Source organism: Cyanobium sp. WKJ7-Wakatipu (assembly GCF_024345355.1).
GTDB classification, from domain to species: Bacteria; Cyanobacteriota; Cyanobacteriia; order PCC-6307; family Cyanobiaceae; genus Cyanobium_A; species Cyanobium_A usitatum.
In genome coordinates this window covers 113689-128916 of sequence record NZ_JAGQAY010000004.1, presented here as the reverse complement: position 1 = coordinate 128916, position 15228 = coordinate 113689, and the positions used below count along the sequence as shown (strand labels likewise).

Annotated in this window: 18 protein-coding genes; 5 read left to right on the top strand and 13 right to left on the bottom strand. The window is 61.0% G+C overall.

Translation table 11 applies throughout. From position 1 onward, the window contains the following. Window positions 1–38 precede the first annotated feature (38 nt). Window positions 39–1508 carry a phosphoglucomutase/phosphomannomutase family protein gene (locus KBY83_RS03950; protein ID WP_255018407.1) on the top strand — a complete coding sequence of 490 codons (1470 nt, stop codon included), beginning with the start codon at window positions 39–41 and terminating at the stop codon, window positions 1506–1508. A gap of 4 nt (window positions 1509–1512) precedes the next feature. Beyond that, the gene (gene rdgB, locus KBY83_RS03945; RefSeq protein ID WP_255018406.1) at window positions 1513–2121 is read left to right on the top strand and encodes an RdgB/HAM1 family non-canonical purine NTP pyrophosphatase; all 609 of its coding nucleotides are present in this window, start codon (window positions 1513–1515) and stop codon (window positions 2119–2121) included. Here the strand turns inward: rdgB and KBY83_RS03940 are convergent, their stop codons facing one another. The 12 genes from KBY83_RS03940 to KBY83_RS03885 all read right to left on the bottom strand — a co-directional run bounded on the left by KBY83_RS03940 (window position 2122) and on the right by KBY83_RS03885 (window position 11893). Further along, window positions 2122–3660 carry a carotenoid oxygenase family protein gene (locus KBY83_RS03940; RefSeq protein ID WP_255018405.1) on the bottom strand — a complete coding sequence of 513 codons (1539 nt, stop codon included), beginning with the start codon at window positions 3658–3660 and terminating at the stop codon, window positions 2122–2124. Further along, window positions 3657–5405, bottom strand: a complete 1749-nt coding sequence (locus KBY83_RS03935) for an ABC transporter ATP-binding protein (protein WP_255018404.1) — start codon at window positions 5403–5405, stop codon at window positions 3657–3659. The genes KBY83_RS03940 and KBY83_RS03935 overlap by 4 nt, the downstream gene beginning before the upstream one ends. Further along, window positions 5402–6535, bottom strand: a complete 1134-nt coding sequence (gene lpxB, locus KBY83_RS03930) for a lipid-A-disaccharide synthase (protein ID WP_255018403.1) — start codon at window positions 6533–6535, stop codon at window positions 5402–5404. Before lpxB ends, KBY83_RS03935 begins: the two co-directional genes overlap by 4 nt. Continuing rightward, complete coding sequence (lpxK, locus tag KBY83_RS03925; RefSeq protein WP_255018402.1) at window positions 6528–7547, bottom strand: tetraacyldisaccharide 4'-kinase; 1020 nt, start codon at window positions 7545–7547, stop codon at window positions 6528–6530. The genes lpxB and lpxK overlap by 8 nt, the downstream gene beginning before the upstream one ends. A 46-nt stretch (window positions 7548–7593) precedes the next feature. Next, window positions 7594–8889, bottom strand: a complete 1296-nt coding sequence (locus KBY83_RS03920; RefSeq protein WP_255018401.1) for a glycosyltransferase N-terminal domain-containing protein — start codon at window positions 8887–8889, stop codon at window positions 7594–7596. Continuing rightward, a complete protein-coding gene (locus KBY83_RS03915; protein ID WP_255018400.1) occupies window positions 8886–9542 on the bottom strand; it encodes a lysophospholipid acyltransferase family protein in 657 nt (218 codons plus the stop codon). The genes KBY83_RS03920 and KBY83_RS03915 overlap by 4 nt, the downstream gene beginning before the upstream one ends. 82 nt (window positions 9543–9624) lie before the next feature. Continuing rightward, window positions 9625–9825 carry a photosystem II reaction center protein J gene (locus KBY83_RS03910; RefSeq protein WP_094559112.1) on the bottom strand — a complete coding sequence of 67 codons (201 nt, stop codon included), beginning with the start codon at window positions 9823–9825 and terminating at the stop codon, window positions 9625–9627. Window positions 9826–9855: 30 nt separating this feature from the next. Then, window positions 9856–9975 carry a photosystem II reaction center protein L gene (locus tag KBY83_RS03905; RefSeq protein WP_094559111.1) on the bottom strand — a complete coding sequence of 40 codons (120 nt, stop codon included), beginning with the start codon at window positions 9973–9975 and terminating at the stop codon, window positions 9856–9858. 21 nt (window positions 9976–9996) lie between these two features. Beyond that, window positions 9997–10134 (bottom strand): cytochrome b559 subunit beta, encoded by a 138-nt coding sequence (gene psbF / locus KBY83_RS03900; RefSeq protein ID WP_106632249.1) that lies wholly within the window; start codon window positions 10132–10134, stop codon window positions 9997–9999. A gap of 3 nt (window positions 10135–10137) precedes the next feature. Further along, the gene (gene psbE, locus KBY83_RS03895; RefSeq protein WP_106632248.1) at window positions 10138–10386 is read right to left on the bottom strand and encodes a cytochrome b559 subunit alpha; all 249 of its coding nucleotides are present in this window, start codon (window positions 10384–10386) and stop codon (window positions 10138–10140) included. A 110-nt stretch (window positions 10387–10496) separates the two neighbouring features. Then, complete coding sequence (locus tag KBY83_RS03890; RefSeq protein ID WP_255018399.1) at window positions 10497–11519, bottom strand: photosynthesis system II assembly factor Ycf48; 1023 nt, start codon at window positions 11517–11519, stop codon at window positions 10497–10499. Further along, window positions 11519–11893, bottom strand: coding sequence for a rubredoxin (locus tag KBY83_RS03885; RefSeq protein ID WP_241518273.1), 375 nt, complete (start codon window positions 11891–11893; stop codon window positions 11519–11521). The genes KBY83_RS03890 and KBY83_RS03885 overlap by 1 nt, the downstream gene beginning before the upstream one ends. A 140-nt stretch (window positions 11894–12033) precedes the next feature. Here KBY83_RS03885 and ndhC point away from each other — a divergent pair, with 140 nt between their 5' ends. From ndhC to KBY83_RS03870, 3 genes are read left to right on the top strand one after another with little or no spacing between them, the layout of a single operon-like run. Further along, window positions 12034–12396 carry a photosynthetic/respiratory NAD(P)H-quinone oxidoreductase subunit C gene (ndhC, locus tag KBY83_RS03880; RefSeq protein ID WP_106632246.1) on the top strand — a complete coding sequence of 121 codons (363 nt, stop codon included), beginning with the start codon at window positions 12034–12036 and terminating at the stop codon, window positions 12394–12396. Between the two features lie 4 nt (window positions 12397–12400). Next, window positions 12401–13123 carry an NADH dehydrogenase subunit K gene (locus KBY83_RS03875; protein WP_106632245.1) on the top strand — a complete coding sequence of 241 codons (723 nt, stop codon included), beginning with the start codon at window positions 12401–12403 and terminating at the stop codon, window positions 13121–13123. 20 nt (window positions 13124–13143) lie between these two features. Next, complete coding sequence (locus tag KBY83_RS03870) at window positions 13144–13719, top strand: NAD(P)H-quinone oxidoreductase subunit J (RefSeq protein ID WP_255018398.1); 576 nt, start codon at window positions 13144–13146, stop codon at window positions 13717–13719. On the opposite strand, the gene yvcK is transcribed toward KBY83_RS03870, so the two are convergent. Further along, window positions 13716–15047, bottom strand: a complete 1332-nt coding sequence (gene yvcK, locus KBY83_RS03865; RefSeq protein WP_255018397.1) for a gluconeogenesis factor YvcK family protein — start codon at window positions 15045–15047, stop codon at window positions 13716–13718. The genes KBY83_RS03870 and yvcK overlap by 4 nt on opposite strands. Window positions 15048–15228: the final 181 nt, after the last annotated feature.

Here is a 15228-nt window from a genome sequence, read left to right as displayed (position 1 = left end):
ACCGCAGAATTGCCCCAGCTCGGCATGCCCCACCCCCCATGGCCTCAGCCCCCCTGCCCCTGGAGGCCAGCCCGATCGCCTTCGGCACCGATGGCTGGCGCGGCATCCTCGGCGTGGACATCACCCTGGATCGACTGCTGCCGGTTGCTGCCGCTGCAGCCCGGGAGCTGGCCCACTCCGCCCCCGAAGGCCTGAAAAGCCGCGAGGTGGTGATCGGCTACGACCGCCGCTTTCTGGCGCCCGAACTAGCTGAGGCGATCTGCAGCGCCGTTAGAGGTTGCGGCCTCGAGCCCCTGCTTTCGGCCACAGCCACTCCCACCCCTGCCAGCAGCTGGGCCGTGGTGCAGCGCCAGGCCCTGGGCGCCCTCGTGATCACCGCCAGCCACAACCCGCCGGAGTGGATCGGCTTAAAAATCAAAGGACCGTTCGGCGGCTCGGTGGAAGGTGACTTCACCCGCCGAGTTGAAACCCGCCTGGAAGCCGGTGGCATCACCGTGCCGATCCCGGGCGACCCCCAACGCTTCGATGCCCTGGGCACCTACGTGGCGGGCCTGCAGACCAAGGTGAACACTGCGGCCCTGGCTGCAGGCCTAGAGCGCCTGGGACTCATGGTGATTGTCGATCCAATGCACGGCTCAGCAGCCGGTGTGCTGCCGGCCCTGCTGGGCGATGGGGCCAGATCCAGTGGCGTCATCCGCGAAATTCGGGCAAACCGGGACCCCCTATTTGGCGGCAACCCTCCCGAGCCGCTGGCCCCTTACCTACAGGAATTGATCACGGCCGTAACCGCCAGCACCGCAGCTGGCCGGCCCGCCATGGGGATCGTGTTTGACGGCGACGGCGACCGCATCGCCGCCGTGGATGAGCGCGGCCGCTTCTGCAGCACCCAGCTGCTGATGCCCCTATTCATCGACCACCTGGCCCGGGCCCGCCAGCTGCCGGGCTGCGTAATCAAAACCGTAAGCGGCTCCGACCTGATGCAACTTGTGGCAGAAGGCCTGGAGCGCCAGGTGCTGGAAAAGCCCGTGGGCTTCAAATACATCGCGGCAGAGATGCTGAGCGGCGAGGTGCTGGTGGGCGGCGAGGAATCAGGCGGCGTGGGCTTCGGCATGCATCTGCCAGAGCGGGATGCGCCCTTTGCAGCCCTGCTGCTGATCGAAGCGCTGGTGGAGGGGGGCCTGCCCCTGGGGGAGCGAATCGATGCCCTGCAGCAGCGCTGCGGTGGTGCTGCCGCCTACGACCGACTCGACCTACGCCTGCCAGACATGGCAGCCCGCGAGCGCCTCGAAGCAAAGCTGGCCGCAGCACCTCCCAGCGAGGTGGCCGGCAGCCCCGTGCTGGAGGTGATCACCACCGATGGGGTGAAGCTGCGGCTAGGCCCCAGCCACTGGCTGATGTTGCGCTTCTCCGGCACCGAGCCGCTGCTGCGGCTCTACTGCGAAGCCCCCAGCGAAGCCCGGGTGGCTGAGGTGCTGAGCTGGGCCCGCCAGCTGGCGGAATCGGTCTGACGCCATGCACACAACAGATATGGACTGCTCACCCGTCACCAAGCTGGTGATCGCCAGCGGCAATGCCGGCAAGGTGCGCGAGTTCCAGCACCTGCTCGCCGAACTCAACCTGGCAATCGAGGCCCAGCCCGATGGCTTGGAGGTGGAGGAAACCGGCAGCACCTTTGCCGAGAACGCGCGCCTCAAAGCGGTGGCCGTGGCCAGCGCCACCGGTTGCTGGGCCCTGGCCGATGACTCAGGGCTGAGTGTGCATGCCTTAGGCGGCGCGCCAGGCGTGCACTCAGCCCGCTACGCAAACAGCGACACAGCCCGCATAGCCAGGCTGCTGCAAGAACTGGAGGGCGCTACCGACCGCAGCGCCGAGTTCAGCGCCGCCCTGGCGGTGGCCGATCCGAGCGGCAGCGTTCGGCTGGAGGTGGAGGGCCTCTGCGCCGGGCTGATCCTGCCAACACCGCGGGGTAGTGGGGGCTTCGGCTACGACCCCGTGTTTTTTGTGCCGCACACGGGGCTCACCTACGCCGAGATGGACAAAGGCCTCAAAAGCGAGATCGGCCACAGGGGCCGGGCTTTTGCCCAGCTGGAACCCCAGCTGCGCTCCCTGCTGGGCAGCTGATCAGGCAGTCGCAGACCAACTGCCGTGCAGCCCGTAGGGAATGGCGAGGGGAAGCTCGAGCACGGCTTGCTCTGTCATATCGGCAGCGTTGAGGATCACCAGATCCGTAGCGCAGCGAGCCCCGTTCCAAACCGGCACCAACACCCAGCCACTATCTTCTGCGGGACTGTCTTCGGGAGAGTTGTCTTCTGGTGAATCACCAGTTAGGCGGGGCACCATCACCGGTTCGGTGACAAAGCCGCGGGGGGCCGCACTCCAAACCAGGCGTTCGCCGGTCTGCAAGTCGAGCTTCTCAATCGCCTGGAGCGGATCATTACCCCGCTCCCGCTGCGCTACAGCCATCCAGGCGAAGCGGGCGTTTAGGCCCTGCTTTGCCGGATTAACCATGGCGAACTCACAGCAGCGCTGCTCCAACCACTCGCTCTGCACCGTGCCGCTGCTGGGGTCTATCCGGCAACGGCGCAACTGCCCCTCAGGTATCGAGTCGAAATCGATTTCGCGGTAATCAACCTCCGGGCCAATCGAAGGGAAATCGTCGTAGTAGATCGAATCCACCACAACCTCGCCCGTGGCCGGATCCTCAAAGGCATTGAGGTGGTGGAAGACAAAGCCTTCAGGAGCAGGTAGCAGCAGGGGGCGGGCGCCAGCGTGATGACCCGGCTGGCGAGGCACCAACCAAAACTGGCCGGCCTCTCCGGGCTTGGAAGCCAGGCATTGGGCCGCCCCCTTCTGCCCGAGCACAAACGGCAGGGGGTTAAACGCCACAGCGTTCTGCAGAAACACAGCCCAGCTGGGTGTGATCGCAAAATCATGCAGGAAGGCAAAACCCTTGAAGCTGTGGCGACTGTCAGCCACCAGATCGCCGGCGCGCACACGATCTGGCTGGTCTGCGCTGGCAAATTCCATCAAGCGAATGGTGCTGGTGGGGCCCGCCTTGACGCCGAAGGTGACCATGCGGGGCTCGCCGTGGTGACCTGGATCGAAGCGGGGGTGGGCGCTGAAAGCTTCTCCTGGCTTGAGCAGACCCTCCAGCCGCGAGAGCCCCCTGGTCTCGAGGGTGCGTGGATCAAGGGCGTGGGGCTCGGCCGCTTCCCAGAGCGCCAGCAGCTGGTCACCCAGCTGCACCACATGGGTGTTGGCGATGTTCTTGAGGCGCAGATCAAAAGCATTGGCGAGGGGCCCTCCAGGCTTTTGGGTGCCGAAGACCCCCCGGTAAACGAAGCGACCGGCCTGCTCCTCAGCCAGCCAGCCCTCGGTGCGCACAAAGCGGTTGGTGAGTCGTGCCTGCCCCCCTTCAAACCGGAAGGCGCTGATCATGCCGTCGCCATCAAATGGGTGATGAACCCACTGGCCACCCCGCTCGAGCCGGCCTGGCCCATTGCGGAACAAAGTGCCCTTGAGCTCAGCCGGGATCGTGCCGCGCACGGGCTCTAAGGGAACGTCGCTTAGTTCAACACCGACGTTGCGAAAGGCGCTGGACCAATCGTGGCGCTCATAGGCGGGCTGAAAACCGGTGGGCTGAGAGGCGGCAACTGTCATCCTGGCGATCCCGCGTCGGCGTTTGCGAATTGTGTCGAAAATAGGTCGGCATAAGTGCCGCCGCGAGCCAGCAGGGTGGCGTGATTTCCCGACTCAACCACTCGGCCACCCGAAATCACACAAATGCAGTCGGCATTCACCACAGTGGAGAGGCGATGGGCCACCACCAAGGTGGTGCGGTCAGCCATCAATCGGTCTAGAGCTTCTTGCACTACCTGCTCAGAGGCTGAGTCGAGGGCAGAGGTGGCCTCGTCCAGAAACAGCAAGGGCGCATCCTTAATCAGTGCGCGCGCAATTGCAATTCGCTGACGCTGGCCGCCAGAGAGCATCGTGCCGTTTTCTCCAATAAGGGTGGCATAGCCCTCGGGCAGTTGAATAATGAAATCATGAGCATTCGCAGCCCTTGCAGCAGCCTCAATTTGGGGCGACGAAGCCGAAGACAAACCATAGGCAATATTGTTAGCAACAGTGTCGTTAAAAAGAAATGTATTTTGATCAACAACTGAAATCAAGGAGCGCAAGGATGCCAGAGAAAGCTGGCGAATATCAATGCCATCAATAGATATAACTCCTGAGCTGGGGTCGTAAAAGCGACACAATAAGTCAATTATGGTACTTTTACCGCCACCACTAGGTCCAACCAATGCGACAGTGCCGCTGCAAGGCAGCTCTAACGATAAGTCATCGATAACCAGTTCATCGCCATAACCGAAACAGACATTCCTGGCCACAAGGCCTTCAGAAACACTGTTTAAGGACTGGGGGCTGGAAGCCTCAGGAGGCTCAGGCTTAGTGTCGAGAATATTGAATAAATCACTGGCGGCAGAGACACCTTGCTGCAATATAGAATTAGATCTAGCAATCCCCTTAAAGGGCGCATAACACAGATAGAGAGAGGTCAAAAAGGCAAAGAAGTTACCAGTGGTACGCGTGCCAGCAATTACGTTTTCACCGCCATATACTAAAACTGCACTAAAGCCAATCGCGCCTATTACCTCCATTAATGGCTGATTGGCAAGCTTGGCCCGAGTTGTCTTCAGAGCAGCCTTTAAAACCGTTTGATTCTCTTGATCAAACCTCGACAACTCATAGGCCTGCATACCGAAGATCTTGACCACCCGCAAACCGATTACGGACTCCTGGAGGAATGAAGCCAACTTGGCCAGACTCAGCTGCCCTTTACTAGAATGACGTCTGACTTTTTTAGAAGAATTAAGAATCGGCAATATAGCCAGCGGGAAAAGAATGAAAGCAATTAACGATAGCAGCCAATCTTGATAAAAAGCCACACAAACCAGAACTATCAGGGTCAGGGAATCTTTAAATATAGACGAAAAGCCGTCAACAATTCCGCTCTTGACGAGTGAAACATCAGTGAGCACTCGAGACACCAACACGGTGGAGGAATTGCGATCCACGTAGGACTGGGGCAAATCCAATATTCGCTCAGCAAGCTGATGGCGCAAGTCAGCCGTAATCGACTGACCAACGGCCTCAGTCAGATAAGATCCTAGATATTGAGATACCGCCCTTAGCACTATCACCACAAGTATAATTACAGGCGCCAAATACAAGCGGCTTCGATCACTCGAAGGCAAGATATCATCAAAAAGGTAGCGAATTACCAATGGCACAAAGCCAGTGGACGCGCCATACAGAAAATTAAAGAATAGGGCTAGAGAAAAGCCCGGCCACAAATGGCTGCGTCCATAAAAGGCCAGCCGTTGATAAATTTGTGCACTCATTTAAGCAAGCCTACTAATTCATCGGCCGCTCGCCTGGATGCACCAGGGGGGCCCATGGTTGCCTGCAACTCCTGCACAGATTGATTAAACAAGGCCCGATTACGCTCAAGGCTGTGGAGGGATCTCACAATTTTGTCAGCCGTCACATGCCTCTGAACTAACTCGGGAAACAACTGTCGCCCGAGGATAACATTGGGTAGACCCATTGAGCGCTGGCCAATTACCAGCCTGGCAATCAAATAGGTAAGCCAGGAGAAGCGATAAAGAATCACATGGGGACAACCCAGCAAGGCCGCTTCGAGGGTGGCTGTGCCAGAGGCGATCACACCAGCGTCGGCAGCATGCAGCAGGTTATGGGCGTCGCCATCAACCAGGGGAACCGGCAGTGCCTCTCCACCATTCGCCTGCTCCAAATAGGAGCGATCGATGGTGGGCGCCTTCAGTAAGACAACCTGCCAACCATCGAGTTTGAGCTGGTTGGCAGCTTTCAGCATGGTGGGCAACAGCATCCGCACCTCAGCCCTGCGGCTGCCAGGCATCAAAACAAGCAAGGACTGCTCCAGAGATAACCCATGGCGAAGCCGCGTCTGCTCACGGGAGCAACTGACTTGGAGCTCATCCACTAGTGGATGGCCCACATAGCGAGCAAAGTCGCGGCCATGGGCATTAAAGATGGGCTCCTCAAACGGGAAAATTACCGCCAGGCGCTCAATTATTCGCTCCATCTTTTTGGCCCTTCCCTGGCCCCAGGCCCAAACCTGGGGTGCAATGTAGAAAAACACAGGAATGCCGCGCTTCTTAGCCTCCTTAGCCACAAACATATTGAAGCCGGGATAGTCAACCAGCACCACCACATCTGGGCGATGGTTATCCATCTGATGCTTCAACAACTCCATCACGCGGTGGTGACGGCGAAGACTACCGATGATCTCCACCAAGCCAACCGCAGAAAGCACTCGCACGTCGGCCAGGATGTCGATGCCACAGGCGCGCAGTTGGTCACCGCCCACCCCTGCTATCTCTACCCCAGGCACTTGGCGCTGCAGCTCGCGCACCAAGAAACCGCCATGGAGATCTCCCGACGCCTCACCTGCCACAAACAAAACCCGCCGCCGTCCCAGATCAACCATGGAACCGAACATTCGACAGAGCACAAAGACGCTGATCCAGCCAATTCAGTAAGGGAGCCAGACTGGCACTGTCCACCTGAAGCGGCACCAAGCTCACAACCTGGCGATAACGGTGGGGCAGGCGTTGACCATCTTTGACGGTGGTGACCAACCGTGCGCCATTGGCATGGGCCAAATCCAACAAACCCTTCAGGTCTGATTCAGCATAAACGTGGTGATCCGGGAAGGATTCCGTTGCCACCAGCTGGAGTCCGCAGGCCCGCAGAGCTGAAAAAAACTTCTCCGGCAAGCCGATACCGCAGAAGGCCACCAGACGCTCCTGCTGGAGCTGGGGCGGCGGCAGTAAACAGAAGCGCACGGCAAAGCGTGGCTTGTGGCTCGGCCAACCCACGGGAACGGGCGGCAACGGCTCAACAGGCTCTGCACCGGTGAACACAAGCCCATCGGCCCGGGCCAATTGATCCAGGGGCTCGCGTAGCGGGCCCGCCGGAAACACCAGACGGTTTCCCAGTCCGTGCTTTCGATCCAGCAGGGACAGGTCCAAATCACGGCCCAAACGCCAGTGCTGCAAACCATCGTCCAGCAAGATCACAGTGGCCCCAGCCGCCACTGCCAACGCCGCACTCCGGCAGCGGTTCGAGCCCACCCACGCCACACCCTCCCCGAGGCTTTGGGCGTACTCCAGGGCCTCATCCCCCACCTCCGCGCAGGAGCTGGTCGCAGAAACCAGGCACGAGTTTCGGCGCCGGGTGCCATAGCCACGCAGCAGCACCGCCACCCGCCAGCCGCGCTTCTCAAGGCCCTGGGCCAAGGCAATCCCCAGAGGGGTCTTGCCCGTCCCCCCCAGGGTGAGGTTGCCTATCGAGAGCACCGGCACCGAACAACGCCAAGGGCGAGTACCGCGCCGGTGCAAAGTCACGGCGCAGCCATAAAGCCAGCCCAGTGGCCAGAGCAGCCAGGCCTGCCAGCCACGGCGGCGCTGATACCAAAAACGCGGCGTAGTTAATGGCATTAGATCATCGGCATCTCATTAATTGCATCGAATCAGCGGCAGTGAATCAGCGGCACTCTTCAGCGGCACTGCTTGAGCGGCACTGCTTGAGCAGCAGTGAAGCAAGCAGCTGGGAGGGGCCGCGCAAGCGCAGGCCCTCCCCATGCCGCTGCGGCAATGGCTGAACCAGCAGGGGCAGGGCAGCCGCCAGAGCTGCTGCCACATCGGCGCACTGCTGGAGGCAGCCAGCCGCCAGCAACGGCTCCAGCAGGTCAGAAAAGTTGGCCATATCGGGGCCGCAGAGCACGGGACGCCCCAGGGCCACGGGCTCCAGGGGGTTCTGGCCGCCAAGGGCCCGGCCCTGCGGATAAAAACTACCCCCCATCACCACTACGGCCGCTGCACTGATCCAGGTGCCCATCTCGCCAATTACATCAGCCACCAGCACATCGGGGTTAGGAGCCAAGCCCCCGCCAGCCAGGTCACTCCAGAGCGCCGCCGACAGGCCCAGCTCCCGCGCTTGTGCAAGCACCTCCGGGGCCCGCTGGGGATGGCGCGGTGCCAACAGCAGTCCAAATGGGCGCTGCGTCAGCTTGTTTTCCACCCAGGCTTCAAGCCATTGCCGCTCTTCACCGGCATGGCTGCTGGCCAGCAGCAGCAGCGACCTGCCGGCAAACACCTGCTGCACCAGCTCAAGATGAACGCTATTGACCGGCGGCGGATCGGCATCGAGCTTGGTGGAGCCCAGGGCGCGCACATCGCGGGCCCCCAGACGCCGAAAACGCTCGGCATCGTCCTGGGACTGGGCCAGGCATACCTCCACCCGCGCCAGCAACCAGCCGGCATAAACAGGGAACCGCCGATGCCGCAGGTAGGAGCGTTGGCTCATGCGGGCATTGATCAAGTGCAGGTGGGGCATCGCCTGCACCAGCTCAGGCCAGAGCTCCGCCTCCGCCAATACCCCCAGACAGGGCCGCCAATAGCAGCGAAAGGGCAACAGGGCCAGCCAATGATCTATCGGCACGTATTGGTGAATCGCAGCAGGCGGCAATACCCGGCCAGCCAGGGCGGCGGAGGTGCGTGTCACCGTTGTCACCAGCAGCACTGGCGCTCCAACACCCTGATCCAGCGCTCGCAACACGGGCAACAGGCTGTTTAGTTCGCCCACACTGGCGGCGTGAAACCACAGCAGCGGACCAGCTGGGCGGCGGCGGCTGGGCCAGCCCAGGCGCTCCCCCAGCCTGCGGGGATCCTCCTTGGCCTTGGCCAGGCGGACCAGCAACAAGACCAGCCAGAACGGGGTCAGGCCAAGGGAGAGCAGTCGATAGAGCCCCAGCAGCAACCAGGCCTTAGCTCGCTTCACGGGCACTCACCAGCCAGATCAGCCCCATGGCGCAATCGCTCCGCCAGCAGCTCCTGGCTATCCACCAAGCTGTTGTGCAGCCATAGCGGCTCGCCCAGCTGCACAACCACTCGCGACAGGGGCAAGGGCAACACCGACCGGTCCCAGGAGCGCAAGCGATAGCTGCGGGAGCAGGAAACAGAAACCGGCACAATCGGGCAGCCCGATTGCTGGGCAAGATGAATTACCCCACTTTTGACCAACTCAGCCGGACCCTTTGGCCCATCTGGGGTGATGCAAACAGGCTGGCATTGCTGCAGAGCCCGGCGCAGGAAGTGATAGGCCTGCAGGCCACCACGGGTGGAGGAACCCTCCACCACCTCCAAACCGCGTAAGCGCACTGCCACGGCAACGATCTGGGCATCCCGATGGCTACTGAGCAGCACAGCCACCCGGCGCCGATCAAAGCGACGCAACAGGGGTATAAAAAAAGCATGGCGATGCCAGAGGGCATAAATCACTGCGGCCCCCTGTTCCTGAACCAACCGATAGGTGTCGGGATGGGCCTGAATGCGGATCCGCGAGGTACGCACAAACAGCTCCCCGTAGCAATTGAGCGCAGCGCCGGCAAGGCTGGCCAGCAGTCGGTTATTGAGCAGGGTTCGTTTTTTCACCAAAACGGCCCATCAAAAAACCCTGCAGACCTGCCGAAAACGGCAATTCTGCAGGGAATCAAGAATCAGATCGGAAGCCAACTCAGGCGGAACCAACGCCCACGTATGAGCCGTAGAAAAACAGCCCAACAACAAAAATTACTGCCATGCCGCCGGCCGTTGCGACCAGCCAAAGGGGCAAAACCCCTTCGGTCCAGCGAGAGCGCCAAGCAACTGCAGGACGACCATCGGGCAGACGATCTGGAATCCGGCCATCAGGCAGGTTGGACTTCTTGCCGCTCATCGGGAGCTCTCCGGGTTACGTGAAGAGGGGTCAGTTAAAGAAATAGCTTGAAAAAAGGATGCCGATCGTGAAAACGAACAACAGGCCCAGAAACAAGCTGGTGCGGTTTAGTTCAACCGGCAAATTATTGGGATTTGGAGAGCGTTGCATGGCTGACGAGCGATTACCGACTCAGCGGCGAACAAATTGCATAGCCGCAAGACATCCCAGGAAAAAGACCGTGGGAACGCCGAGGGCATGAACAGACAGCCACCGAACCGTGAAGATCGGATAGTTGCGGGGAGTGGTGGAAACAGGTGCTTGGGTCATGACTTATTGCAAGCGCTGGTCAAGTTGGGTCTTGCCCTCGTAACGCCGGCTCACCACTGGAGCTTTGCTCTCCTGAGCCTGAAAATAGGCGTCAGGGCGAGGGGTTCCAAAGGCGTCATAGGCCAAGCCCGTAGAAACGAACATGAAGCCGGCCAAAAAGATGGCGGGCAGGGTAACCGCATGGATTACCCAGTAACGAATGCTCGTGATGATCTCGAAGAACGGGCGTTCTCCAGTTGAGCCGGCAGCCATAGCGACAAGCGTTCAGCTCAATGATCTTAAGGGTGAGCCGGGGGAGGACGGGGCCGGAATGGCGCCTTGGTTACAGAAGTTGGCGACCGCAGCAGCTGGACGGGGCGGGATCAGCCCACCCAGCGCAGTAGGGATCCCCGTTCACCAAGCACGAAGCCCTTGCCATCTGACTTAAAGCTGATGCGGGTGAAGTTGGAGGGCTGCTCGGCGCCCACCGGATCTTTCTGCCAGCTTTTGCCACCGTCGCTGGACATCAACAAGGTGCCGCTGCCGCCGCCTGTCCAGATCGAGCCATCAGGAGCCCAGGCCATGTCGAGATAACCGAAGCCATTCGTGATCGGCACCACCGCCTTGCCCCACTCCTCAACGTTGCTGGCATCTGGGTTAAAGCGGATCTGGGCTCCACGGGCCAACATCCAGAGGGAGCCATCGGGCTGGAAGCCCATAGACTGGAGGCGCTGGCTGCTCATCCGTTGGTGGGGCTGCCAGGTGCCATCCCCTGGCTGCCAAGTGGAGAAGAAATTGCCCAGTCCACTGACGCTTACATAACGACCATCGCCAAAGCGGCGCAGCTCCCGCACGGCCCCGGCAGCGTCATCCACATCGGCTTGCCAATTGGTGCCGCCATCACGGGTTTGATAGATCGCTCCCACATTGGTGGCCAGCTCGGCCTGATCTGGCCCCAAAGCCGTGATCAAGTACGGCTCACCTGGCAGCTTGGTATCCAGGAAAAGACGGCTCCAGTTTTGGCCCCCGTCCGTGGTGTGCAGCAACAAACCAGGCTGGCCGGCAATCCAGCCCTCATCGCCGCGGAAATCAAGGCTGATCAAACGGAAGTTTTCCTCTTCCGGCAGGTCGAGGGCCCGCTCAGCCCAGCTGGCACCTCCATCGTTGGTTTCCAGTATCAATCTGTTGCTACCCACCAGGAAGCCGTGGCGGTCATCGGTGAAGGCCACATCCAGGGGATTGGCCTTTGTGGCCAAAGGCACTGCTTGCCAGGGGCTTGCGGCTGCCACAGGCAACCCGGTGGTGACACAGCCGGAGAGGCCAAAGCCCAGCCCAGCAACGAGCAGCAAGCTCACTAGGGGCCGCATTAGGGCCTGAAGCTTGCGGAACAGGGGAAGACTGGTCATCAGCGCAGGGAGTAGAGGGAGAGGAAGAAGGCAAAAGCCAAAGCGAAGCCCCCGAAGATCAAGACATTCTTCTGGCCTGGGGTGAGCTTGTTGACGCCCAACCCGAAGTTGAGGTTTTCTTCGAAGCCGCTGGGCTTATTGCGGGGACCGATGTCCTTAAAGGCCCCCACCCGACTGCGGCAGACGGGGCAGCGGAAGCCGATCGGATCAAGCTGGCTAAAGGGCGTACCGGGGGCGATGGCCAGCTTGCGCACCCCCTCATCCGGGTCGTAGACGAAACCGCAGCTGCGGCATTCAAATCGGTGCGTATCTGGATCCTCCACTGGATCCACTGACAGCGCCTCTTCCGCTTGGGGGCCCGGCTCGGCCTCCATGACCTCGCTGGCTTCGGGCTGGGGCCCAGGCACTTGATCAGAACTCATCCCTGGGCCTCAGGTGGTTGAGTCACTTTATCGGTGCCACCCCAGGGCCCGGGCACAGATGCCAGACTAACCGGCAGGTTGGTATGGCTCGCATGTTCGTGCTCTCCGGCTACGACGCTTTTGTTGGCTTCCTGCTGATTTCAGCGGCGGTGCCAGTGCTGGCGTTGCTGGCCAACAAATTGCTGTCACCCCAGAGCCGCAAGGGCGAGCGCGAGCTCACCTACGAATCGGGCATGGAGCCGATTGGCGGCGCCTGGATTCAATTCAATATCCGCTACTACATGTTTGCCTTGGTCTTCGTCATCTTTGACGTGGAGACCGTCTTTCTTTACCCCTGGGCCGTGGCATTTCACCGCCTTGGCCTGCTGGCCTTTATCGAAGCCCTTATCTTCATCGCCATCCTGGTAGTGGCCCTCGCATACGCCTGGCGCAAAGGCGCCCTTGAGTGGAGCTGAACCCATGACCAACACACCCTCAATAGAAGCTTTAAAGGATCTGCGGGCGGCTAGCTGCAACCCGGTTGGCACGCCAACGATCACCTCGGACCTCTCCGAAAATGTCATCCTCACCACCCTGGATGACATTCACAACTGGGCGCGCCTCTCGAGTCTGTGGCCCCTGCTTTACGGCACGGCTTGCTGCTTCATCGAATTTGCTGCCCTGATTGGCTCCCGCTTCGATTTCGACCGCTTTGGTCTAGTGCCCCGCTCCAGTCCACGTCAGGCCGACCTGCTGATCGTGGCCGGCACCGTGACCATGAAAATGGCCCCTGCCCTAGTGCGTCTCTATGAGCAGATGCCGGAGCCTAAATATGTGATCGCCATGGGCGCTTGCACCATCACCGGCGGCATGTTTTCCGCCGATTCCACCACCGCCGTGCGGGGCGTGGACAAGTTGATCCCCGTAGATCTCTATCTACCCGGCTGCCCTCCTCGCCCGGAAGCAATCTTTGATGCGGTGATCAAGCTGCGTAAAAAAGTGGGCAACGAAGCCTTGGTCGAGCGCGGCAATCTGCAGCAATCGCACCGCTATTGCACGGTCTCCCACCAGATGAAAGCGGTGGCCCCGATCGTCAATGGCCAATACCTAGCGGCCGAAACCCAAAGACAGGCCCTAGCCGCCGCCAGCTCCCTTCCCATGCCCGCACCAGCTGCGGCCATCCCTGCACCAGTCGAAGCCTGAGCACCTCCTCCACGCCTGCCATGACTGACGCAATCCAAACCAACGCCGGCGACAACTCCAGCAGCACGGCGCTTGAAACCCCAGCTCCCGGCGCGGTTGGCAGCTGGCTTTCCAGCCAGGGTTTTGATCATCTTGCGCTTGGCCGCGACCATCTCGGCATCGAAATGATCGGCGTGGAAGCGGTGTTTCTGCCCGTAATCGCTACGGCCCTAAAAAGCCAAGGTTTCGATTACCTGCAATGCCAAGGGGGCTACGACGAAGGGGCAGGTGGCCGGTTGGTGAGCTTTTACCACCTGGTCAAGCTGGCAGCCCTTTCAGATCGCTGTACTGCTGGAGTGATGCCCCCAGGGGAAGCCCCTGAAGAAGTGCGCATCAAGGTATTTCTGGAGCGCGACGGCGATCTCACCATTCCCACTCTTTATGGCCTTTTCCGCGGTGCCGACTGGCAGGAGCGGGAAACCTTCGACATGTACGGCATTCAGTTTGCTGGCCACCCCCATCCCAAGAGGCTGTTGATGCCGGAAGACTGGAAAGGTTTTCCGCTGCGCAAGGACTACGTGCAGCCCGATTTCTACGAAATGCAGGACGCCTACTAGGACGCGGAGCCGCTGCCACGCTGGTGATTACGGTAAAAACGCATCACCGCTAGGGCGACGCTGCGGGGATCGTGGCGCAACGTGGCCGTAGGCCTAGCTCCTTGGAGCGGTGCCAACATCACTTCGTAGCCCTGGCGGCGCAGCTGGCGCGTATCACAGGCCACCGGCTCGGCGCCCTGGTGCCGGTAATGGTCAATCAAGGCGGAATCGCCCAGATCTTCCTGGGCGAGCACGGCGGTGAATAGTCGCTCCTCCACCCCGAGGCTGGCCAATTGGGCCTCAAGGGCCCGCAAATGTCCCTCTACATCGAGCCCATCGGTTTCGCCCGGCTGGGTCATCAGGTTGCAGATGTAAAGGCGCGGTGCCTTGCTGCGACGGATGGCCTGCACCAGCTCGGGTACGAGCAGGTTGGGCAGCAATGAGGTGTAAAGGCTGCCCGGGCCAAGCACAATCAAATCGGCATTTGCGATGGCCTCCAGGGCTCGGGGTAGGGCCGGCGGTCGCTCGGGCGTGCAGCCCAGCCGCACGATTGGGCTGGGGGCGTGGCCAATCTTCGACTCGCCTTCGATCCGTTCGCCGTTCTCAAGCTCAGCCCACAAACGCACGTCGGCGTTGGTGGCGGGCACCACCTGCCCCTGCACCGCCAACACCCTGCTGCTGGCGGTGATCGCCGATTCCAGATTGCCAGTGATCGCCGTGAGGGCTGAAAGGAATAAGTTGCCGAAGCTGTGGCCCTCCAGACCGCTGCCGGCCTTGAAGCGGTATTGGAACAACCGGGTCAGCAGGGGTTCCTCCCGAGCCAGGGCCGCCAGGCAGTTGCGGATGTCGCCGGGTGGTTGCACGCCCAGCTCCCGCCGCAGCACCCCGCTGCTGCCGCCGTCATCAGCAACCGTAACGATGGCCGTGAGATTGCTGCTGTAGCGCTTTAGTCCACTGAGCAGGGTGGACAGGCCGGTGCCGCCGCCAATGGCGACGATGCTTGGACCGCGGTTGAGGCGCCCCTGAGCCAGCAGGGCATCCACTAACAATGTGTCCTTTTCCGGGGCCAAAGCCTGCTGAATGGAACCGAAACTGCGGCTCTGGCCCAGCCAGATCAGCACAGCCCCAACCAGCAACACCAACGGGCCCGTGTACTTGCGAGGCAACACCCCGGTGACCTGAGCCAGCAGCCATTGAATACTGGAGAGCATCCAGTAGATCGGCTGCAAATCGGCCCACACCGCCGCGCCGAGCAGGGCCACCAATAACCCCAACCCGGAGGTGAGCACCCAGCGCTTCACCACCAGACCTGGCTGCAACCAGCGGGCCGCTCGCCGGGAGCGACTCATCAGGTCCTTGCGGCGCAGATCTCCGCGGCCCAGCCAACCCGGTTTCGGCAGCGGTCGGCGGGAGCGCCGCAATCGAGAAACCGGAGCGGAGGAGCGCAAAGGGCGGGGGAGGACGCTGCCGCAATTGGCTGAACTTTAAGGAGTGCCATCGGCACCGCAAACAGCCAGGATGGAAACTTCT